This window comes from Paeniglutamicibacter gangotriensis Lz1y, from assembly GCF_000348945.1.
GTDB classification, from domain to species: Bacteria; Actinomycetota; Actinomycetes; order Actinomycetales; family Micrococcaceae; genus Paeniglutamicibacter; species Paeniglutamicibacter gangotriensis.
In genome coordinates, this window is the sequence record NZ_AOCK01000008.1 from 137,751 (window position 1) to 158,922 (window position 21,172).

21 protein-coding genes are annotated in these 21,172 nt (G+C 62.0%); 12 read left to right on the forward strand and 9 right to left on the reverse strand.

Going from position 1 to position 21,172, the window contains the following annotated elements; translation table 11 throughout:
* The first annotated feature begins 41 nt into the window (after positions 1-41).
* Positions 42-890, forward strand: a complete 849-nt coding sequence (locus tag ADIAG_RS13695) for a siderophore-interacting protein (protein WP_043475045.1) — start codon at positions 42-44, stop codon at positions 888-890.
* Here ADIAG_RS13695 and ADIAG_RS13700 read toward each other — a convergent pair.
* The 4 genes from ADIAG_RS13700 to ADIAG_RS21215 all read right to left on the reverse strand — a co-directional run bounded on the left by ADIAG_RS13700 (position 880) and on the right by ADIAG_RS21215 (position 6,168).
* Positions 880-1,665 carry a heme ABC transporter ATP-binding protein gene (locus ADIAG_RS13700; protein WP_007271983.1) on the reverse strand — a complete coding sequence of 262 codons (786 nt, stop codon included), beginning with the start codon at positions 1,663-1,665 and terminating at the stop codon, positions 880-882. The two genes, ADIAG_RS13695 and ADIAG_RS13700, sit on opposite strands and share 11 nt — an antisense overlap.
* Positions 1,662-2,756 carry a FecCD family ABC transporter permease gene (locus tag ADIAG_RS13705; RefSeq protein WP_007271984.1) on the reverse strand — a complete coding sequence of 365 codons (1,095 nt, stop codon included), beginning with the start codon at positions 2,754-2,756 and terminating at the stop codon, positions 1,662-1,664. Before ADIAG_RS13705 ends, ADIAG_RS13700 begins: the two co-directional genes overlap by 4 nt.
* Positions 2,753-3,844 carry a heme/hemin ABC transporter substrate-binding protein gene (locus ADIAG_RS13710; RefSeq protein WP_043475048.1) on the reverse strand — a complete coding sequence of 364 codons (1,092 nt, stop codon included), beginning with the start codon at positions 3,842-3,844 and terminating at the stop codon, positions 2,753-2,755. The genes ADIAG_RS13705 and ADIAG_RS13710 overlap by 4 nt, the downstream gene beginning before the upstream one ends.
* Before the next feature lie 77 nt (positions 3,845-3,921).
* A complete protein-coding gene (locus ADIAG_RS21215; protein ID WP_007271986.1) occupies positions 3,922-6,168 on the reverse strand; it encodes an HtaA domain-containing protein in 2,247 nt (748 codons plus the stop codon).
* 167 nt (positions 6,169-6,335) lie between these two features.
* Between ADIAG_RS21215 and ADIAG_RS13720 the strand changes: the two genes are divergently transcribed.
* A complete protein-coding gene (locus tag ADIAG_RS13720) occupies positions 6,336-7,004 on the forward strand; it encodes a biliverdin-producing heme oxygenase (RefSeq protein WP_007271987.1) in 669 nt (222 codons plus the stop codon).
* A gap of 80 nt (positions 7,005-7,084) precedes the next feature.
* Here the strand turns inward: ADIAG_RS13720 and ADIAG_RS13725 are convergent, their stop codons facing one another.
* The gene (locus ADIAG_RS13725; RefSeq protein ID WP_007271988.1) at positions 7,085-7,936 is read right to left on the reverse strand and encodes a DNA-3-methyladenine glycosylase family protein; all 852 of its coding nucleotides are present in this window, start codon (positions 7,934-7,936) and stop codon (positions 7,085-7,087) included.
* A complete protein-coding gene (locus tag ADIAG_RS13730) occupies positions 7,933-8,529 on the reverse strand; it encodes a DNA-3-methyladenine glycosylase I (RefSeq protein ID WP_007271989.1) in 597 nt (198 codons plus the stop codon). The genes ADIAG_RS13725 and ADIAG_RS13730 overlap by 4 nt, the downstream gene beginning before the upstream one ends.
* A 63-nt stretch (positions 8,530-8,592) precedes the next feature.
* Here ADIAG_RS13730 and ADIAG_RS13735 point away from each other — a divergent pair, with 63 nt between their 5' ends.
* From ADIAG_RS13735 to ADIAG_RS13780, 10 genes are all read left to right on the forward strand, one after another.
* Positions 8,593-8,991, forward strand: coding sequence for an ArsR/SmtB family transcription factor (locus ADIAG_RS13735; protein WP_007271990.1), 399 nt, complete (start codon positions 8,593-8,595; stop codon positions 8,989-8,991).
* Entirely contained in the window at positions 8,988-9,902 is a 915-nt protein-coding gene (locus tag ADIAG_RS13740; RefSeq protein ID WP_007271991.1) for a cation diffusion facilitator family transporter, read from the forward strand. Before ADIAG_RS13735 ends, ADIAG_RS13740 begins: the two co-directional genes overlap by 4 nt.
* Before the next feature lie 475 nt (positions 9,903-10,377).
* A complete protein-coding gene (locus ADIAG_RS13745; protein ID WP_007271992.1) occupies positions 10,378-11,895 on the forward strand; it encodes an APC family permease in 1,518 nt (505 codons plus the stop codon).
* Between the two features lie 75 nt (positions 11,896-11,970).
* A complete protein-coding gene (locus tag ADIAG_RS13750; protein ID WP_007271993.1) occupies positions 11,971-13,182 on the forward strand; it encodes a cytochrome P450 in 1,212 nt (403 codons plus the stop codon).
* A 52-nt stretch (positions 13,183-13,234) separates the two neighbouring features.
* A complete protein-coding gene (locus ADIAG_RS13755; protein WP_007271994.1) occupies positions 13,235-13,426 on the forward strand; it encodes a ferredoxin in 192 nt (63 codons plus the stop codon).
* Between the two features lie 2 nt (positions 13,427-13,428).
* Positions 13,429-14,658 carry an NAD(P)/FAD-dependent oxidoreductase gene (locus tag ADIAG_RS13760; protein ID WP_007271995.1) on the forward strand — a complete coding sequence of 410 codons (1,230 nt, stop codon included), beginning with the start codon at positions 13,429-13,431 and terminating at the stop codon, positions 14,656-14,658.
* A gap of 28 nt (positions 14,659-14,686) precedes the next feature.
* Positions 14,687-16,102 (forward strand): glutamine synthetase family protein, encoded by a 1,416-nt coding sequence (locus tag ADIAG_RS13765; RefSeq protein ID WP_007271996.1) that lies wholly within the window; start codon positions 14,687-14,689, stop codon positions 16,100-16,102.
* Complete coding sequence (locus tag ADIAG_RS13770; protein WP_007271997.1) at positions 16,102-16,824, forward strand: ABC transporter substrate-binding protein; 723 nt, start codon at positions 16,102-16,104, stop codon at positions 16,822-16,824. The genes ADIAG_RS13765 and ADIAG_RS13770 overlap by 1 nt, the downstream gene beginning before the upstream one ends.
* Positions 16,821-17,591, forward strand: a complete 771-nt coding sequence (locus tag ADIAG_RS13775) for a gamma-glutamyl-gamma-aminobutyrate hydrolase family protein (RefSeq protein ID WP_007271998.1) — start codon at positions 16,821-16,823, stop codon at positions 17,589-17,591. Before ADIAG_RS13770 ends, ADIAG_RS13775 begins: the two co-directional genes overlap by 4 nt.
* On the forward strand, positions 17,588-18,412 hold the full coding sequence (locus ADIAG_RS13780; protein WP_007271999.1) for a gamma-glutamyl-gamma-aminobutyrate hydrolase family protein: 825 nt from the start codon (positions 17,588-17,590) through the stop codon (positions 18,410-18,412). The genes ADIAG_RS13775 and ADIAG_RS13780 overlap by 4 nt, the downstream gene beginning before the upstream one ends.
* Positions 18,413-18,461: 49 nt before the next feature.
* On the opposite strand, the gene ADIAG_RS13785 is transcribed toward ADIAG_RS13780, so the two are convergent.
* From ADIAG_RS13785 to ADIAG_RS13795, 3 genes are all read right to left on the reverse strand, one after another.
* Positions 18,462-19,166: a cache domain-containing protein gene (locus tag ADIAG_RS13785; protein ID WP_007272000.1), complete on the reverse strand. Its 705-nt coding sequence runs from the start codon at positions 19,164-19,166 to the stop codon at positions 18,462-18,464.
* The gene (locus ADIAG_RS13790) at positions 19,163-19,912 is read right to left on the reverse strand and encodes a FadR/GntR family transcriptional regulator (protein WP_007272001.1); all 750 of its coding nucleotides are present in this window, start codon (positions 19,910-19,912) and stop codon (positions 19,163-19,165) included. Before ADIAG_RS13790 ends, ADIAG_RS13785 begins: the two co-directional genes overlap by 4 nt.
* A 582-nt stretch (positions 19,913-20,494) precedes the next feature.
* Positions 20,495-21,073, reverse strand: coding sequence for a VanZ family protein (locus tag ADIAG_RS13795; protein ID WP_007272002.1), 579 nt, complete (start codon positions 21,071-21,073; stop codon positions 20,495-20,497).
* Positions 21,074-21,172: the final 99 nt, after the last annotated feature.

The following is a 21,172-nucleotide window of genomic DNA, read 5'->3' on the forward strand; positions in this document are numbered from 1 at the left end:
AGGATAGGGTTATCTTCCCTAATCCAAGAAAGTGGTAATTAGTGAGCACGCAACGCCCCGCACGTCCGGTTCGGCCGCAGGTGGTACTCGAGGTTTTGGCCAGCGAGCGGCTGTCCCCGCACATGATGCGGCTGACATTCGGAGGACCGGGTTTCGCCAATTTCCAAGATAAAGCCGTCTCCGACCGCTACGTCAAGATCCTCTTCACCAGGCCCGAATTGGGCCTACAGCCGCCCTATGACTTGGACGACTTGCGCGAGAAGCTGGCTCCGGAGGACTTCCCGGTGCGCCGGACTTACACGCTGCGCCACGTGGACCTCGAGGCCCAAACCCTACAGATCGACTTCGTCATCCACGGGGACCAGGGAATTGCAGGCCCCTGGGCGCTGAACGCCAAGCTTGGCGACCAGATCTGCTTCACCAGCCCCGGTGGCCTCTACACACCGAACCCGGAGTTCGACAGGCACCTACTTGTCGGTGACGAGTCGGCTCTTCCGGCCATTTCCGCGGCAGTCGAGGACATGACCGAGGACATGATCGGGGATATCTACCTGGAAGTCTCCGGCCCCGAGGACGAGGTTCGCCTCGATGCGCCGGCAGGGATCACCGTGCACTGGCTGCACCGCGGCGGCTACTACACTCCGGAAAACACCAAGCTCGAGGAAACGGTACGCAACGCCGAGTGGCATGAAGGGACCCTCCAGGTCTTTGCCCACGGCGAGAGGGAAACCATGAAGTCGCTGCGTGCCTACCTCAATGGCGAACGAGGCGTTGACAGGCGCGCGATGTCGCTCTCGGCCTACTGGGCCTACGGACGTGCCGAAGACGAATTCCAGGCCGAGAAAAAATCTCCCATCGGGCAAATCTACCCCGAGACGCTTAGCGCCTAGCGAAGTTGCGGGCAGGGGCCACCCTGACCCGACCATCGACCGGATCGATCCACGTGTCGATCCGGGTGCCGTAGACCTCCGAGAGCAGCGCGCTGCGGGCCACCTCCGCAACCGCGCCTTGGGCCACGATGCGGCCGGCATCGAGCAAGATGAGCCGGTCGGCGTAGGCCGCTGCCGCATCCAGGTCGTGCAGCACTGCCACCACCGCACGGCCCTCGCGGGCCAAATCACGGGCAATTCCCAAGGTGGATTCGGCGTGCTTGATATCCATCGCCGCCACTGGTTCATCGAGCATCACCACCCGGGTTTGCTGGGCCAACACCCGGGCAAATGCCGTGCGCTGGCGCTCGCCCCCGGAGAGCGTGGTGACGGTGCGCCCGGCCAATCCGTGCAGCCCCGTGCGAGCCAGGACAGCATTGATAATATGCTCGTCGTCCGCGCCCTGCGGCGTATGACGCCAGGGGGTGCGCCCGAAACGGACGACCTCGGCGACACTGAATCCGAAGGCGACGTGGGAGTCCTGGTCCATGACCGAACGCAGCCGCCCGGCCTGGGCCGCACCCCAAGAACGCAACGGCTTTCCTGCCAGTTCGATGCTTCCGGCATCCGGGCGTACCGAGCCTGCCAGTAGCGAGAGCAGCGTGGACTTTCCGGCCCCGTTCGGCCCGATGACCACGCAGAGTTCCCCGGCGCGCAGGCGCACATCCAAGGGATGGATGACAGGCTTGCCCTTGATGGAATAGGAAAGATTCTCGGCCTGAAGCAGGGGATTCACAGGACACCTTGTTTCTTGAGCGTGGTCCGCAAGAGGATGAAGAACACCGGGCCGCCGACGAGCGCGGTGAAGATGCCGATGGGCAAATCCGCGTAGGGGATCGCGGTGCGGGAGACCAGATCGGCGACGGCCAGCAGCAACGAGCCGCCAAGTGCCGAGAGCGGCAGCAGCGAGCGGTGCGAGGGCCCGGTGAACAGACGCAGAGCGTGCGGAACGATCAGCCCCACGAACCCGATCATTCCCGCGTGGGCGACTGCAGCACTGGTCAGCAGCGCCACCGCGATGATCGACAGAACCCGGAGCCGGGGCACGTTGACCCCGCTGTGGGAGGCTGCGGAATCGCCCAAAGCCAACAGATCCAGCCGCCCGGCCAACAGCAGCACCGCAAGGGCTGCCGGTACGACGATCAAGGCGGTAGTGGCAACCGCCGACCAGCTGGCGCCGTTGAGTGAGCCCATTTGCCAGAAGATGACCTGTTCACGGCTGGAGGTGTCGGCAACAAAGACCAGGAACGAGATCACGGCCCCGGCGACGGCGTTCACGGCGATGCCGGTGAGCACCAGGGTGAGCACCGCCGAAGCTCCGGACCCGCGGGCCAACCAATACACCAGCAGCGTCACGGCTAACCCCGAGGCGAAGGCAGCCGCCGGGAGGATAAACGGTGACGCGCTGCCAACGCCCAGCACGATCACCGTGCAAGCGCCTACCGCGGCACCCGAGCCGATACCGATGACCCCGGGCTCTGCCAGCGGGTTGGCGAAGACACCCTGCATGAGTGCTCCGCCGAGGCCCAGAGCACAACCGATCAGCAGGCCCAGGACCAGGCGCGGGAAGCGCACGGTCCACAACGTGGCATCCAGCAGTGCCGATTCTTGGGTACCGGTGCCGGTGACCCCGTGCCAGAACCCGGTGAGTACCTCGCCCGGCGAGGCTGGAAACTGCCCGGATCCGGCCGACAGCACCGAGACCGCTAGCAACGCGGCCGACAGCGCGACTCCCGTGGCCCAGACACGTCCGCGGCGTGGGAATATCCGGTGGGCGGATGGGCTTGCCGACGGGGTCCGGACATCGGACAGGGTTTGTTGGCTCACTTGCTGCCCTGGGTGTAGACGGTCTTCGCCAGCGCCAGCAACGCGGCGGGGGTGTTGGGCCCGTAGGAGAGCAGCTGACCATCCGGTGCGTCGATGATCCGCCGGTGCTGCCCGGCCGCGGTGTTGGCCACTCCGGGGCGTTTGAACAATCCGTCGATGCCTCCGGTGGATTCCAATCCGTCGCTCATCATCAGGTACACCTGGGGGTCCAAGGCCGCCAAGGACTCCGCATTGGCGGGCCGGGATCCCTTCAGCCCGGCGTCAGCGGCCACATCGTGGAGCCCCAGCTCATGCAGGAGATCTTCGGCCCCGGTGCCCGGCCCCATAATGAAGAAAACCCCGGCGGTGCCGCGGACATAAAGCACCGCTGTACGCAGCGGGGACCTGGTGCCTGAGGACAGCCCGGCGATGGCCGTTCGGGTGCTGGCCAGCTCACCGGCAATCTGCTTGTTGAGTGCGACACCGGCTTCCGGCACGCCCAGGGCCAAGGCCACATCGGTGACCATCTGCGTAATGCCGGCCACGGAGCGGTCAGGGGTGAAGGACACAACAGGTATGCCTGCCGCGGCGATCTGCGCCAGAACTTCCGGGGGACCGATGGTGGAGTCGGCCAGCACCACATCCGGACGCATGGCCAGGATTGCCTCGGCATTCAGTTCATGGGCGCCGGCCGTGACCAGCGGCAGGTCCTTGAGCGAGGCTCCGGTGTTCGAGGCCGTTCGTCCGGCGAGCTTGTCGCCCAGGCCCAGACCAACCACGGTGTCGGCTAGCGTGCCATAGATATCCAGGGCGAGGATGCGATGGGCCGAGGGAATGGTCACGGACTTATTTTCGTAGTCAGTCACGGTTGTCGGCAACGTTTGAGTGAACGACTCCGAGAGCGGCACGATGTCCGGAACCAGCGGTGCCGTGGCCGGTCCGCGTAATGTCGAGGCGTCCACGGCCGGGGTCGATGACGAGGCTGAGCTTGTGGGGGAGGCCGCGACGGGTTCCGGCGCGGGCAGGGGCTCGGGCCCGGCGCTCGCTGTGCAGCCGGCCAGTGATAGGGCGCCGACGCACAAGAAGGCCAGAACGGTTCGACGATTCACTTGAAAACCTTTGGAGAAGTGGAATTGAACGGTGGTGGGTGGGGGCGCGCCCCCACCCACCACCCCGGGGTGCTGTCCTAGTGCGAGCGTATGAAGCGCGGGCGGCGCAACATCAGCAAGCTGGCGCCGGAGGCGAGCAACAGGACGCCGCCGACCGAGAGCACGATGGCCGATTCGGTGCCGGTGCTGGCAAGGGCGCCAGCTCCGGATGCCTGGCCGATTTCTGTTCCTGCGTAGATGCCGGTGCCGGCGCTGAGTAGCACCGAGGAGCATCCACTAGCCTTGCCTACTGGGAAGGAGAAACTGACAGGGTCAAGAGTCGCACCCGCGTTGTAGAACCCGGCGAAAGCGGCGGCTCCGGCTGCTGTCAACGTGGCAGGGGCTCCCGAAACCGAGACAGAGTTTGACGAAACCGATAGGCCGGAGAGATTCAGCGTGGCGAAGGCGACGTTACTGCGGTTGGTCTTTTTTCCGTTGGTGTCACTCGAGGCGACGTTCGCATACAACGTCCCGGTCGACGGGCCGCTTTGGACGATGCGGACCTTGGAGAGCTTCAGATCCAAGGTGCCCTCATGCCCGGTGAAGTGAATCGAACCGGGGAAGCCCACACTCCCGGTGCGCTTTGTCTTGTCAAAGATGCCCGAACCCGAGGTGAAGCCGAACCTCGAGCCCGAATAGGAAACAGAACCCAATGTCCATCCGCCCTTGGCGACACCGGAACGGATGTAGTTCCTGAAGGAGGACTTCAGCCCCCAGTCCAGGGTTGCACCGGAGATCTGGTTGGTCGTGCAGATTTCCTTGTAGACCGGCTTCTTGGACACGGTTGTTGGGCTTGCCGAGGAGCTGGGCGCAGGCTTGGTTGCCTGTGTGGTGGGCCCGGCCGTGGCACTGGTGTCGGTATCTGGTTTGCTGCCCGGTGTGGTTTGGGGTGCGGTGCCCGTCTGGGACTGACCGTAGGCGAGCTTAAGCTGGACGTTTTGTGAGGAGTCGTTCACGCCCTGGCCGTGGGCCTTGGAAGTGTAGAGCGCCAGCGCCGTCTTCGAAGGTGAGGGGACATCGATGGTGACGCTGAAACTGCCGTCGGCGTTCAGCCGTGCGGTGCGACCAATTGCGGTGGATCCTTCAGTGTTGGTGCGGGAGATATAGACGGTTGTTCCCTCAACGAGCTGCTCCGAGGCCTTGTAGAAATCGGGCAGGCCCGCAGGGCCCATGCCCAGGTAGATTCCCGGACCGGCGGTGGAGAAGCCAGAACCGGTGACGGTGATCTTGCCGCCCTTAGCCGGCACCTTGGACGTACTGAGTTTGGGGGACGTGACGACCTTTGTCGGTGCTTTGGTTGGCTTGGTGGTGGGTGCCTTAGTCGGTTCGGGAGTTGGTTCGGTGGTGGGTTCTTCGGACGGTGCTTTGGTTGGTTTGGTTGGCTTGGTGGGTGCCATGGTCGGTTCGTGAGTTGGTTCGGTGGTGGGTTCTTCGGTTGGTTCCGCGCTCGGCGCGGGTACGGATCCGACGGAAAGCTTGGCGTCGAGGCTGGAATCGCTCTTGCCCTGGTTGTGGGCCTTGGAGGTGAATACGGCCAGATCCTCGGTTCCCGCTGGAATAGTGAACGTGACGGTGAACGAGCCATCGGCCTTCATCGGGGCAGTGCCGCTGTCGGCTGTACGGCTGGGTGAAACCCAAATTACATCCGCACGGTCAATGTGTCCAGACTCGAAAGCGGCATAGAAACTACGCGCAGTAACTGGTCCGACACCGATGTAGATCCCCGGCTCCTCGGCGAGGTATCCGCTTCCCGAAATGGTGATCTTACCGCCAGCAGCCGGGATTTTGGTGGATACCAGCTTCGGGTCGGCAGCGGGTGTTGGCTCGGCGTAGGAAACCCTGGTTACGGTGTTCTGCGACGGATCGCTGAAGCCTTGGCCGTGTGCCTTGGAGGTATAGATGGCCAGCCCTGACTCCGGCTTCTTTGGCAGGCTGACGGTAACCGAGAAGCCACCATCGGTCATGGGCACGGTCTTGCCCATATCAGAATTCCCGACCTCCAGTCCGTCGCCAATGAAGTGTGTGAGGCCATCGATGAGGCTTCCGGCGCCAGCGTAGAACCCGGGCAGCCCCTGTGGTCCGATACCCAGATAGATACCTGGATCGCCATTGAATCCGGAACCCTTGATAGTGATCGAACCTCCACCGTCAGGTGCCTGGGTTACGGAAATAGTCGGGACAGGCGCCGCGCTGGCGGGCAAGGCTGTCAATCCGATCGAAGACAAGACTATGACGCCGGCGGCGGCGAGGAGCGCGCGCAATCGGTGCCGGACAGGGTGGTGCATGGTTGAAACCTCTTTCGGGTGGCAGGCAATACGGACGATGACCTGAAGTGCAACTCTAGTTAAGGTATGCCTAACCTCGACTATTGGCAAATGAGCATGGTGGCGTGTTCTTATTACCAAAAATATGGTTAGGTTGTGTTTCATGTACCGACGAAAGGTGGCATCAGATGCCCGGCGAACACGAACAGACTTTTGCCACCCGGCTACGCGAAGTGACTCAGAAGGACCATAGCGAGGCGGAAACCAGTGAATTCATCACCACCCTGATGGCCGGGTCTAGGACCTCACGGGACTATGTGCTGTTGCTGTCGCAATATACGTACTTATATGCCGCGCTGGAATCCGAGGTCCGCGCACTGTCGGCCGACCCGGAACTTTCACCAATTTTTGACCTGCGACTGGAACGCGCCTCGCACCTGCACCATGACCTCGATTTGTTGCTTCCGGCCCACGGTTTCACCGACGTCCCCGCCCCGGTGGAAGCGACCGTCGACTATGTCCGGCACATCCGCTACGCAGCGCAGGAGCCTGCGCGACTGGTTGCCCACCACTATCTGCGTTATCTCGGGGATCTTTCCGGTGGCCAGATCATTGGCAGCCTCGTGGGGCGGCATTACGGCGTCGCTCAGGAGGCGCTCACCATGTGGCGTTTCGAGGGGATCGACAAGCGCAAGACATACAAGGACGAATACCGCGCAAGGCTCAATGACTACGCGGTGACACCCGAGCGGGCCGAGGCCCTGCTTGAAGAAGCGGCGAAGGGATTCACGCTTAACAAGGCGCTGTTTAGGGATTTGCTCACCCAATCACAGCTGTCGACGTTGCTGTCGGCGTAGCAGCCGCCGGCGGACTCCAATTCCGTCGGCGGGAAGACGGGTCCGCGGGTTTTGGTAACTCCTCGCGGACCCTTCTTCCGTTAACTCGCGGCGTCCGAAGCCCAGAGATGGACCATGGCGTAAGACCTGTACGGTGCCCACGATCTTGCCAGCGCCGCAGCTTCGCGTTCACTAATCCGTTCCAGGGCCCGACGGGCGACCAGATCCCCTGGCACGAAGGCATCTGGATCGCTGCGGCCACGCATCTGCAGGTAGTCAGCGGTCCAAGGCCCGACCCCGCGCAACGCCAGCAGTTCATCGCGATCCAACGGAATGCCAGAGGTGCCGGTGAAATTCTTGGCAGCAAATTTTTCTGCCATGAGAAACAGGGTGGCGGCGCGACTATTGGTCAAGCCAATGGTTTCGCGCAGGGTGCCGACGCCGAGGGCAACCACTGCCCCGGGTGTCGGGAATATACGCAAGCCACCGGGGCCGTCGGTGCCGTAGGCGTCAACGAAGCGCCCACCAAAGGTCCTGCCGGCGGCCAAAGAGACCTGCTGGCCCAAGATGGTCGTGGCAGCGGCCTCGAATCCATTGAGATAGCCGACCAGACGCAACCATGGACGTGTCCTAATCAAAGGGCCAAGCCGTACGTCCAAGTCGAAATGGGCCTGGATGCCGGCGAGATCGGAATCCAAATCCAACCATGCACGCACCGCTGCTTCCAACTGGTCGATATCGGATGCGGCGGCCTCCAAACAAGACAGCTGCACGCCATCCGAGGCAAACTCCAACTCCACGGCCTTCGGTCCGGATTCGACGGAGATCACCCGGGTATGCCGAAGTGCGGCGGACTCGTGGATATCGAGGGTGGGGATCGAGTGGATACCCAGCGTGCGCATCATGTGCTCGGGGTCCAAGGATCCATTGGGCTTCAGGAAGCGGGGCCTCATGCGGGCCAGATCCCCGAGGTGCCGCGGCGATGCGAGTCCAGAAGGTGGGTGTCCACAATGCCCAGTGCTTCCATGAGCGCAAACATGGTGGTCGGTCCCACGAAGGCGAAGCCGCGCTTCTTCAGCGCCTTGGACATGGCCGTTGATTCCGGGCTCATGGTGGGGATGTCCTCGAAGATTTGCGGTGCCGGGGTGGACGCAGGGCGAAACGACCAGATGAACTCGGCCAGCCCGCCGTCCTCGCGCAGGGCAACGGTGGCCTTGGCATTCTTGATGGTCGCAAGGATCTTGGCGCGGTTGCGGATGATCCCCGCATTGCCCAGAAGTTCTTCGACTTTTGCCTCGCCGAAGCGCTCGATGACCTCGGGGTCGAAGCCAGCGAAGGCCTCGCGGAAGTTTTCGCGCTTGCGCAGGATCGTGGCCCAGGAAAGGCCGGCTTGGAAGGCCTCCAGGCTCAGGCGTTCGAAGACCCCATGCTCATCGCGGACCGGCATGCCCCACTCGGTGTCGTAATAGTTGCGCAGCATCGGATCGGTGGCCGCCCAGAGCGGGCGGGCCAGGTTGTCTTCGCCAAGAATTATTCCGGTGCCCATAGTGCAATCCTGCCACGGGTGAGATGCATTTGAGTTATCGTCAGAATTCGCTATCATCGTAATATGACGATGATAAATCGGGTTGACCGCGAGCGGCACGACGCCGTCGAAGGCCATGGGGCCGCTGCGGCGCTTTTTCACGGGCTTGCGGACCCCACACGGCTGATGATCCTGGCGCACCTGCGCACCGGGGAACACAAGGTCAAGGATCTCACCGAACACCTGGGGCTGGCCCAAAGCACCGTCAGCGCCCACCTGTCCTGTCTGCGGGACTGCGGACTGGTGACCTCCCGCGCGCAGGGGCGCGCCAGCATGTATTCGTTGGCAAACCCTCGATTGTTGCTCGCCCTGCTCGGGGATGCAAACCACTACATCGGCATCAGCGACGAGCACGAACTGGACACCCACGACTTCACCGAGGTCCACGGACCGGGTCGCGCGCAGCACGTGGTCCGCCCATGAGCCACGATCACGACCACGGTTCGGCGACGACCAACAGAAAGAAGCTGGCCTGGGCCTTCGGCATCACCGTTACGATCCTGGTGGCCGAAGTCATTGGTGCGTTCCTCACCAACTCCTTGGCCTTGTTGGTTGATGCGGCGCACATGCTCACCGACTCCACCGGCCTGCTGTTGGCGCTCACCGCTGCCACCTTGATCATGCGCAAGCCCACGTCCAAGCGCACCTGGGGATTCCGCCGGGCAGAAGTCCTCTCGGCCACCCTGCAGTCCACGCTGTTGCTCGGGGTGGGCATCTATGCGCTCGTCGATGGCATTCGCCGGCTCTTCGAACCGACGGAAATTGCCGGGAGTGGGCTGCTGATATTCGGCATCATCGGCCTGCTGGGAAATGTCGCCTCCATGGCCATCCTGGCCTCGGGCAGGGACGACAACCTGAACATGCGCGCAGCGTTCCTCGAGGTCGTCAACGACGCCCTGGGTTCGGTGGCCGTGATTATCTCGGCCATCGTCATTTCCACCACGGGGTGGATGCGCGCAGACTCACTTGCCGCAATGCTCATCGCGATCCTGATCATTCCACGGGCCTTGAAGCTGCTGGGGGAGACCACCCATATCCTGCTGGAGTCCACGCCCAAGGGCCTTGACCTCGAAGAGGTACGCGCCCACTTGGTCGCGCACCCGCAGGTGCTTGCTATCCACGATCTGCATGCCAGCCAGATCGCCACGAATCTGCCGATCCTCTCCGCGCATGTGGTGGTGGAGGATGAAGCGTTCCACACCGGGGCAGCGGCCACACTGCTCGGTGAACTGCAGTCCTGCGTGGCCGAGCACTTCGTGGTGAGCATCGAACACTCCACCTTCCAGATCGAGTCATCCAGCCACCAGGCACCGGAGCACGAAGGGCACGACTGACAAGCGTGGTGCCGTAAGCAAATCATGCCCGTGGTGCAGTCGAAAGGACTGCCCCACGGGTTTCTTGTCTTGTGGCGGAAGTTGCTCCAGCAAACCCGCGTTTGAAGCGGCTTGGAGTGCGAGTATCGTCCAGGTTGCGGAGCTATCTCAGTCTTTTGATGACGCTTTTGTGCCATGGATAACATTTGAAAACGAATGTAATGTTCCTTCAATCCAGCCTACCTCCGGTGTGCTCGACAGGCACTTTGGTGCGAGTTTGGTGAAAACGTTCGATTTTCAGGAGAATTTCGCGCACAAAGTCGGGTTTTCCGATGGTCGCGTAGTTCAATGCTGGCGCCGACAAGAGTACGTTCGTAAACCCTTGTCTTATAAATCATTCACTGTTACAGTTTTTCGAGAGCGCACGTGACGAGCATCACGAGGTCCTGTGGCTCTGATCTCTCGATCCCTCACCGCAACCCAGCAAGGAGTCGTCGTGTTCGTAGAGTCACGTGAAGCACCCGAGGCCAAGACCCAAGATCTTGATGAGGATGCGGCGCATCTGGCGTCGCTCGGTTACAAGTATGAAGCTCAGTTCAAGCGTGAAATGACGTTCTGGGGAAACGTCTCGCTGGGATTCACCTATCTCTCGCCCGTCGTAGGGATTTATTCCCTGTTCGCAATTGCCTTGGGCACCGCCGGGCCACCGATGATCTGGTCATTGGTCATTGTTGGCGCCGGACAGCTCTTTGTCGCAATGATCTTTGGTGAAGTGGTGTCGAACTATCCTGTTGCAGGAGGCGTCTACCCATGGTCAAGACGACTGTGGGGCCGCAAATGGGGCTGGATGAATGGTTGGGTTTACCTCGCCGCGCTACTGACCACCATCGCCTCCGTTGCCTACGGCGCAGGCCCGTACCTCGCAGCATTCCTCGGCCTGGAAAGCAGCGTCAACGCAACAATTCTGGCAGCGCTGGTGATCATCGCTCTAGCAACTTGCCTGAACCTTCTTGGCACCGGAGTACTGAACAAGGTCGCCATGCTCGGCCTGATCGCGGAACTCGGCGGTGCCATCGTGGTGGGCCTCTGGCTGATCATTGGCCACCGCAACCACGACCTGTCAGTACTCTTCGACTCTTTCGGCGCCGGTGAAGGATCCGACTACTTCGTGGCATTCGCCGCTGCCGGACTCATCGGAATTTTCCAGTACTACGGATTCGAAGCATGCGGCGACGTTGCCGAGGAAGTCCCCAATCCCGGCAGCACCATCCCCAAAGCAATGCGCATGACCATCTACATCGGGGGAGCCGCAGCAATGTTCGTCTGCCTCTCTCTGATCCTCGCAGTCCCCGATTTCGGCGCCGTGATTTCGGGCGCTGACTCCGACCCGCTCGTTGGCGTACTGATGGCTGCCTTCGGCCCGGTCGGATACAAAGTCGTCCTCGGAGTCGTCCTGATTTCATTTGTCTCCTGCGTCTTGAGCCTGCAGGCCGCCGCAAGCCGCCTGACCTATTCAATGGCCCGCGACGGTATTCTGCCGTTCAGCGGATTGCTCGCACGATTCAGTCAGAAACGCCACGTACCGCCGTATGCGCTGCTGATCGCCGGCATATTTCCCGCGCTCGTTGTAATCGGTTCCAAGATTTCTGAAGACGCGCTGGTCGCCATCATCTCCTTCGCCGCTATGGGCATGTACCTGGGCTTCCAGATGGTCGTATTAGCATCCCTGCGTGCCCGGCTCAAGGGCTGGAAGCCAGCCGGCAAGTACCAACTCGGACGCTGGGGCATTCCCGTGAACGTGATGGCCATGCTCTGGGGCGTACTGGGCATGATCAATATGGCCTGGCCGCGCACACCGGAAGCCGGCTGGTTCGCCAACTACATCGTCTTGATTTCCTCGATCGTCGTGCTGGGCATCGGTCTTTTGTATCTGGTCCTTCGCAAGCCACATCTCAAGGGCGATGCCCCGGCCGCGGACGCCATCAAGGGACAGCCATCCACCACCGGCAATTAGAACTTCGCATCAATTGAAAACGGCCAGCCGGACCGATCGGTCAAGGCCAACAACACAAAACGAGAGGATCGCATCATGAGTGTCGACATCGTCCCGAACCAGTTTGCCGTACCCTACCTGGACATTTCCGATCCGAGCTTCGCCATGCAATCGGAGGAGCTGCGCAACGCTCGAGAAGCCAGCTGGTACGCAAGAACCAATTACGGCATCGCCGTGCTGCGCTATGAAGAAGTGAGCAAACTGCTGAAGAGCCCCAAGCTCATCCAAGGCAGCGCCAAGTGGCCGGCACACAACGGCGTGCATGGCGGGTTGTTTTTCGACTGGTGGACCAAGAACCTGCTCGTGTTGGAGGGCGAGGACCACCACCGGATCCGGCGGCTGCTCAACCCGGCATTCTCCCCACGACTAATCAAGGACCTCGTCCCGCGTTTCCAAGAGCTGGCAAACGAACTGATCGACGACTTTATCGAAAAGGGAGAATGCGAATTCATCGGCGACTTTGCCGAGCCGTACGCCACTCGCGTGCTGACCATCCTGTTGGGCATCGACGAAAGCGAATGGCCCACCATCGCCCGGTTGGCCTCCACCATCGGACTGGCCCTGGGTGTCACCTTCAAGCAGGACCTGGACAAAGTCGACGCGGCAGTGGCCGAGCTCTACGCCTACGCGGAGGACCTTATCAAGGACCGCCAAGCGAACCCGGGCGAGGACTTCGTCTCTCGACTGGTGCTGGCGAGCAGGGACGGCGACAAGCTCAACGACGAGGAGCTCCGCAATGCACTGGTACTGCTGATCTTCGGCGGCATGGACACCACCCGCAACCAGCTGGGCCTAGCCATGCAGTCGTTCATGCGCAACCCGGATCAGTGGGAACTGCTGGCAGAACGCCCCGAGCTCGGACCTAAGGCCGTCGAAGAGGTCATGCGCACCAACCCGACCGTCACATGGGTGACCCGCGAGGCCGTCGAGGACTTCACCTACCAGGGACTCGAGATCGCCGCGGGCACCACTGTGCACCTGTTCACCCAGGCCTCCGGCACCGACCCGCTCGCGTTCCCCAACCCCGAACTGGATCTGTTGGGAGAGCACCCGGTCCATTACGGGTTTGGTGGCGGAGTCCACCACTGCCTGGGCCACTTCGTGGCCCGCGCCGACATGAGCGAGGCCCTGCCGCTTCTGGCCAACCGCCTTGCAAATCCACACCTGACTGGCGGGGACGAATGGCTCCCCGACTCGGGCAACACCGGCCCCATCCGGTTGCCCATTGGATTCACCCAACGCGGCTAAGCCCCGCCCAACGCCTTACGTCACCACCAGCACCACAGAAACGAGTACTTCCATGGCACAGATCACCGTCGACCGCACGCTTTGCGACAACCATGGCCAATGCGCCATTGCGGCTCCAAAGGTCTTTTCGATGAACGATGAGGGGATCCTTGAATACGCGGAAACTTTCGACGACGCGCTGCTAGACGAGGTCGAGGAAGCCATCGATGTATGCCCGGTCCAAGCCATATTCCTGAAGGACTAGCCGTGGTCCAGCGGATCATCGTCGCAGGCGCCTCGCTCGGAGGACTGCGCGCAGCGGAACAGTTGCGGGTAGCCGGCTGGACAGGAGAAATTCTGGTGATTGGCGAGGAAGAGCACCCGCCTTACAACCGGCCACCGCTATCCAAGGACGTCCTGGCGGCCCCCGGCACCCCGGAGGAAGCCCTGGCCAAACTGGCCTTCCGTCCTCGGCGCAGCGCCACCGGAATCCAGTGGCGGTTGGGAACCCGGATCACCGCGTCCAACCTCGCGGCACGCACCATCACCCTTGATGGCGGGGAGGTTCTCGGCTTTGACGGATTGGTCATTGCGACAGGCCTGCGTCCTGCACGGGTGGCGGCACCTGGCCCGCAGGCCGGGCGCCACTTGCTGCGCAGCATCGACGATGCGTTGGCCCTGCACGAAGCACTGCGGCCGGGAACCCGGGTGGGCGTCATCGGCTCGGGGTTCATCGGATGCGAAAGTGCAGCCACCGCAGCATTGCTGGGATGCTCGGTGACGCTGGTGGAAGGGCGTACGGGCCCCATGGAACGCCCGCTGGGCCGTGCGCTCTCCGCCGGAGTACGGGACATGCTCACGCAACGCGGTGTGGACTGCCGACAAGCAGTGTCCGTGGTCGCCTACCGGGGCGCCGAATCCTGCACCGGTGTGGAGCTTTCCGACGGCGGTGTGATCGACGTCGATGTCGTCGTCGAAGCCGTCGGCTCCCGTGCCAACGTCGAATGGTTGCAGGGCAACGGACTTGACCTTGTCGACGGAGTGGAATGCGACAGCCACTTACGGGTCCTAGGAGAAGACGGGCAACCGGTTCCCGGCCTCGTCGCGGTCGGAGACATTGCGAGGTACCCGGACGATCGCAACGGGCTCCCCGCCCGGCGCGTGGAACATTGGGCGACCCCCACCGACACCGCCAAGATCGCTGCCCCCGCATTGGTCGCCGGGCTCGTCGGGCGGCCTCCTGCAGAGGCCACCGCTCCGCTCCCGTCATTCTGGACCGACATCTTCGGGACCCGGATCAACGGCGTCGGTTCACCTGCCTCAGCCGAGGAAACCCGGATTCTGGAAGGCGACCCGGGCCGGCTCCACGCAGGAGTGGCAGTGGGCTACTACCGCGGCGACACCCTCATCGGCGTCGTCGATGCTGGCCTTCCGGCATCGAAGCATCTCCATTACCGCCAGCTGGTGCTCGACGCCGGCGCGCTTGTCACCATCTAAGACTTCCAACAGAAAAGAGTTGAGTTCCATGACCTTGCAAGCAATCCGCACCGAAACTAACGCCATGATGGACCGCGAAGCCTTCTTCCGTCACCAGGCCAGCAACCTCGAGCCTCAGGTCGTCAAGGACCTAGCGGCGAAGATCGAGGCTGCCGGAGTCGAGTACATCTACTACGCGCTGCCAACCATCGGCTCGCGAGTCGTGGCCAAGATGGTTCCCGCCAACCACTTTCGCCGCAACCTGGAAAAGGGCATCTGCTTCCACCGCACGGCGCTCTCCGACCTGCAGAACGACCGCCATGGAAACCTGATCGGCGGAGGCATAGAGGCCCGCGAGTTCTGGGCCCTCCCGGAGCCGGACTCCTTCGTTGTCCTGCCTTGGGACACCTCGGTGGCCCGGATCTTCTGCACCGCCTACGAGCCCCCGCACCTGCCGGATGTCGGCGGCCGCCCGCTGGCCATCGACACGCGCTCTCTGCTGGCCCGCACTCACGCCGCGTTCACCGAACGTACCGGGTTCGAAGTGCGCTCAGGCACCGAGCCCGAAATGACATGGGAAGGACCCGGTCTCGAGGTCGTCAAGCGTCCCGGCTCCAGCCCTGCCTACCAGGTGGAGAACCTCGAGCGCATGCGCCCGATCTACAAGAAGCTCGTCACCTACTCCAAGGCCATGGGCCTGGACATGATCGAGGGCGACTACGAAGACGACGGTCAGCTCGAACTGAACTGGATGTACGACCGTGTGGAAAACACCGCCGACCGGTTGGTTACCTACCGACAGATTTGCAAGCAGGTCGCTCGCGAGTTCGGGGTCACGGCCTCGTTCATGCCCAAGCCCTACAACGGCCAGATGGGCAACGGCTGCCACCACAACCTCAGCCTCTGGGACGGGGACACCAACGTCATCGAGGACGCCGATCGCGTGGAACTACACGTCTCGGAAACCGCTAGGCACGCCATTGGCGGCATGCTAGCCCACGCCCAAGGATCCATGGCCGTGATGGCCTCGACAGTGAACTCATACAAGCGCTTTTGGGACGCGGGTCAGTTCGCGCCTTCAACCGCCAACTGGGGCCTTGACTCGCGCGGCTGCCTGATTCGAATCTCCGCCAACGGGCGGATGGAATACCGGGTGCCTGACGCCGCGGTAAATCCCTACTTGTCCCACACTCTGCTCATCGCCTCAATGGAGGACGGAATCAACCGGAAGCTCGAGCCCGGCGCACCTGACGAGGGGTGCGATAGCGCACCCGCACTCGGGGCGCAACTTCCGCTGACCCTCGGCGACGCCATCGGGGCGTTCGTCTCGGACACCTACCTGACCTCGCAGCTTCCCGCGGACCTGGTGTCCATCTACACCAAGCTCAAGGAAGAGGAGTGGGCCCGCTACTGTGGCTCAATCACCGAATGGGACCGCGAAATGTACTGGGAGACGATGCCGTAATGACAACGCTGAAGCTGGCCTGCATCGATGCCGATGCGCCACCGCTCTTCTCGCTGCTTGACGACGATGGCCAACGCACCGGCTTCGAACCGGCCGCCGCTGAGCTTGTGGCAGCACGCATGGGCCGCACGATCGAATGGGTCGTCATGGGTTGGGACGAGATGCTGCCCGCAGTGCGAGACCGCCGGGTGGATGCTGTCTGGTGCGGTCAAGGCATCATTCCCGAGCGCCAAAAGATTGTGGATTTCACCCGCCCGTATGCAGTCTTCGACGAAACGGTCCTGGTCCGCAAGGGGGATCCTGCACGCACCCCGGCCGACATGGTCGGATACCGGGTAGCCGCCATCGAGGGCAGCGCCAATATGGCCCTGGCCCGAACTTTCGACGGTGCGGTCATCGTCCCTTTCAAAGGGGACACTGTCTACGAAGACATGCTCGCGGCCGTCGCAGACTCGAGCGTTGACGCCATGGTCGACGACGACGTGGTGCTGGTGCCTCTGGGAGCGGACCCGCGCTATGACTTGGCCTTCACCGTGGCCACGCGCAACCCATGGGGGATCGGGGTTGCCAAGGACAATCCGAACCTGCGCGAGGAATTCAACGCTGCGCTGGGGGACGTGATCGCTGACGGCAGCCTGCGCGAGGTCTGGACTACGTGGATGCCCGGGCTTACCTTCCCGATGGATCACAGGGCAAAGGCAGCCCTAGGCATGCTGGCATGAGTAGCGGGGCAACGGAGGGCCGACGCCCGTTGATCGGTGTCCCTGGCATGTGGTCGGGAAAGGTCCAGGGGATGCGCTTTGCCGGGACCGCCGTTGCCGTGGAAGTCCTGCGGTCGATCGACAGGGCAGGAGGAGAGCCCGTAGCCCTGTTCCCGGGGAGCCATGGATCGGGGGTCGAACAGGTTTCGCGGCTTGACGGTGTGGTCATTCCCGGCGGTGCCGACATCGATCCACGCCGCTATGGAAGCGAACCCGACGAGCACTACTGGCCGGCAGACTTTGCGGGGCAGGACGATTACGAGGCAGGGATCCTTCGGGCCTGCCTGGATACGGGAACCCCGACATTGGCGATTTGCCGGGGCTTGCAACTGCTCAACGTTGTTCACGGTGGAACGTTGGTGGGGCATCTGGCATCCGGCACGGTCGAACACCGCGGTGCCGAACATCCTGTGGTCTGTGAACCGGGCACGCTCCTTGCCTCGGTGTTAGGGGTTACCCCCGTGAATACATCCTCGTACCATCATCAAGCAGTGGACTTGGTCGGTGAAGGGCTGAAGGTTTCCGCAATGGCCTCTGATGGGGTCATCGAGGGACTCGAGGTTGAGGGTGCCCCCCTGCTGGCCGTCCAATGGCATCCCGAGGATCTGGCAGCGACCTCATCGACCGACCATGCACTGTTCGCCTGGGTGGTCGAAGCATCCCGGACCCGCAGGAACGAAGTCTTCGCAACCGATCGAACGAAAACATTGGAGGCCGTAAACCCATGAACACGGAGATACCCGGAGACTTGATGCTGGGACTGGAAGAGATCATCCCGGAGGGTTTTGAGTCGCTTTCCCCCGAAGCACCATTGGTTGCGGTGGTGGTCTCGCTGACGTTCCCCGGCATGACCGGCGAAAGTTACGAGATCATGCGTGACTTCACACGCAGTGCCTTCGACCAACTCCTGGAAAACGGTGCGAGGGCCATCTTGATCGACAGCTCAGCGGCAAGCCCGCACTCGGCCATTGCTGCTGGGGAAGCCGATGCCGTGCTCTTCCTCGGCGGTGGGGACGTGGACGGGGCACTGTACGGGCTCCGGGGTCCCATCCCCAAGGCCTACGGCGTGGATCGCAAAGCCGATGAGTTCTGCATCGACATGATCCATCGAACCCTTGGGAAGGACCAACCGCTGCTTGCAATATGCCGGGGATCCCAACTTTTCAATGTTGCGCTCGGGGGAACCCTGGTGCCGGACATCGTTCCATCGGCCCTGCACCAAGGGCAGGCTGGGCAGCCGATGTTCCTCGACGAATCGGTGACTCTGGCCGGAGGCAGCAAGATCAGGGCCATCTTGGGAAGTGAACGGGTCACCGTACGCTCAGGACACCATCAGGCCGTGGACAAAGTGGCTCCGGGGCTTGTAGTCAGCGCAGTGGCTGATGACGGGATCATCGAAGGCGTCGAACATCCGGGGTACACCTGGGCTGTAGCGGTGCAATGGCATCCGGAAGACCGCGATGGATCCGACGAGGACCGTCGGGCTATCTTCGGTGCCCTCGTTGCGCAAGCCGTTCTTCGGCGCCGGCAGCTGGCCCGGCACATGTAGACCGCTTCCTTCGGATGGCTGGTCGATGAACAATCGACCAGCCATCCCACTACGCCGGGACCAACATGGAGAAGCCCAGGTGCGTTACGTCCATGGGAACTATGTCGCTTCCGTCGGGAACGATTTTGATTCTCTCTCCAACAAGGTACGCGCCCGAATTGCCGATGATGACCCGGTTGCTGGCGTTCAATAGCGCCGCGTCCCCGGGAATCGAACGCATCATCGGCAGAAAAATATCCTCCAGGACCCGCACCGTGACGTCGTAGCCCGCCACACCCGCAAATTCTCCGTGGATATAGAACGGAGCTGTGTGGGTGAGGATGTATTCGTCCGAACCCAGGTAATCGACATACGGACCCCAAATAGTCTCCTCGCCGGTTCGTTCAGCGGTGGTGAAAAAGGGAAGCCGTTCGTAGTCGTAGAACCGTTCGCCGTCCGGGTCAAGGTCAAACTGCAACTTCTCGGCTCCCTGTGACCCCGGCGACCACCATTCGAGCAGGCCGTGGCCTTCACCGATGCGTGCAGAGGCGAATGTTGCTCCGGAACCCACTGTGAACGGGTGATCCTTTAGGAACTCGCAGGCAAGGAGCTTTAAACGGGCGAGATCGTTTTTTCCAACGGGTGCACCGGCAGCCTGACCGAGCGTGAAAAGATCGCTGACCGCGGAAGCCAACGCATAGGTGTCCGCCGATGCATCATTGAACCATTTCGCGATGGACCTCAAGGCCACAACTGCCGGTTGGGAGGGGCTCATACGGTCTCCTTTGTTTCGGTCGAGTAGCTAAGTGCCAGCTTCGTGTCGATGAGATGGTGCGTATTGCGCCGGATATGCTCAATCACCAGTTGTTGACCTTGCTGGCTACGGTTCTCTGCGATAGCCCGCACCAAGGCAAGATGTTCCGCGGTGGCCCGTTCTGAGTCAAAGTTGCCCGCCAACGGCGACCACAAGACTTCAACCGTTTCGGCCTGCAAACGAATCTCTGCGTTGGCCAACCGAGTCGATTGCGCTGTCACCGCCAGTTCTATATGAAAGCGGCTGTCGGCACGAGCCTTCGACTGCGCGTCGGCTGCCAGCACCAATGCGCGAGCCATGTCCTGCAACCTTTCCAATTCATGAGACTCGGCCCGGTCGCACGCCAACCGAACAGTGGCAGCGGCAACGGCTGACTGTTCGTCGCCCAGATCCCTGATCTCGGCAATCGACGTGGACATCAGCCAAGCCCGCATGGCTTCCAGCTGGAATTGTGGTTGTTTCAGGATGAACGTTCCACCATTGCGACCACGTCTCGTTTCCACGATCCCGTGCTCGCGCAAGACGGCTAGGGCATCTCGAAGAGTCGCAACGGCAACCCCGAACATCTCGGACATCTCGAGTTCGTTGGGCAGGCGTTCTCCGACGCGCAACATGCCGAGTGTAATCGCCTTGGAGATGCGATTGACAATGGCGTCGGAGCGCTCCAGCTCGGGCAAGGAGCGATAGATCTGCGACTGGAAGGACATGTTCAAAGCCAAACCGGATACTCCAAGCCAAACATTCGGGAATTCTGCTCAGTCTACCGGCAAAATTGGGCTTGACATTGGGGAACGAGCGCATATTGAGTAGCCCGTGGGGCCACGCTCCGTTACCGGCGGTTCAAGATGGTTGGAAAATCGTACGCAGCGTTGAGGCACTACCATCCGTTGCATTGCCCGGAGACTGTGGGTCTGCCGCATCGTATTTCAACGTGAATCGGTGGGGGACGACTACGGTATCTTGGGTACCGGCTCCGCCTATCCGAGGCCCCGTGGCCGGCCAGCGACGGACCAAATCTTCGTGTTTCGGTAGGCTACCTGAAAAGCCGAGGCCCGTACCCAAAATATTCGTCTCGCGTCAATAGCGGAGAGGTGAGCATCGAACACTCCACCTTCCAGATCGAGTCATCCAGCCACCAAGCTCCGGAGCACGAAGGGCACGACTGAATACCCGGTGGTTCTTCGGTATATGGCGTGGTCGATGACCCCGCAAGCAGGGCGCAGCTGCGGCTCTTCGTCGGGGTCTTGGCCCAGCAGGTGAAGAACCCGGTGGACATGGACCGCGTCGTGCTACCGCTGGAGCAATGCTGCGGGGGCGACGGCGATGGCCGGGGTGCGCCGGCTTCTGGCCACGGACAACAGTGCCCACCCGGCCACGGCCGCAAGGAATCCGCCGGTGGTGTTGGTGATGATGTCGGTGATATCGGAAGCCCGATTATTGCGTAGCAGCAGCTGGGTCGTTTCGACGCACAGGGAGATCCCCAGCACCAAGGCGGTTGATTTGAGTACCGAGTAGCGACGCCAAGCAAAAGCCAACATCAACGTCAACGGGGCAAAAAGTCCGAGGTTGGCCAGCATCTCCACGCCCAGGGCGCGTTCACGGTGCGCCATGAACGGAATCCAGTTGAAGGTGCCCGAGGGGATCGAAGGATCCGGCTGCGGGGCAGAGGGTAGAACCGCAACGGCCAGCCCCAGCGCCCACACCGGGATAACCACCGCCAAGATCCGCCGGATGGCACGGTGATGGCCCTTCGAATCGAAGTACAGCAACAGCGCCAGCACGGCGCAGCTGGCGGCAAGACCCATGATGATGAGCAGCGTAACGGTGGGAACGGCAAAATAAAGCATGATGTAGGCGATCGTATCCACCCTGCCTGTGAAGGTCCTGTCTCATACCCGAGTATGAGCCGAAGGTGGGTATAAAGGGGCCCTGCGGATGATCCAGAACCATACGGCAGCAACATAACG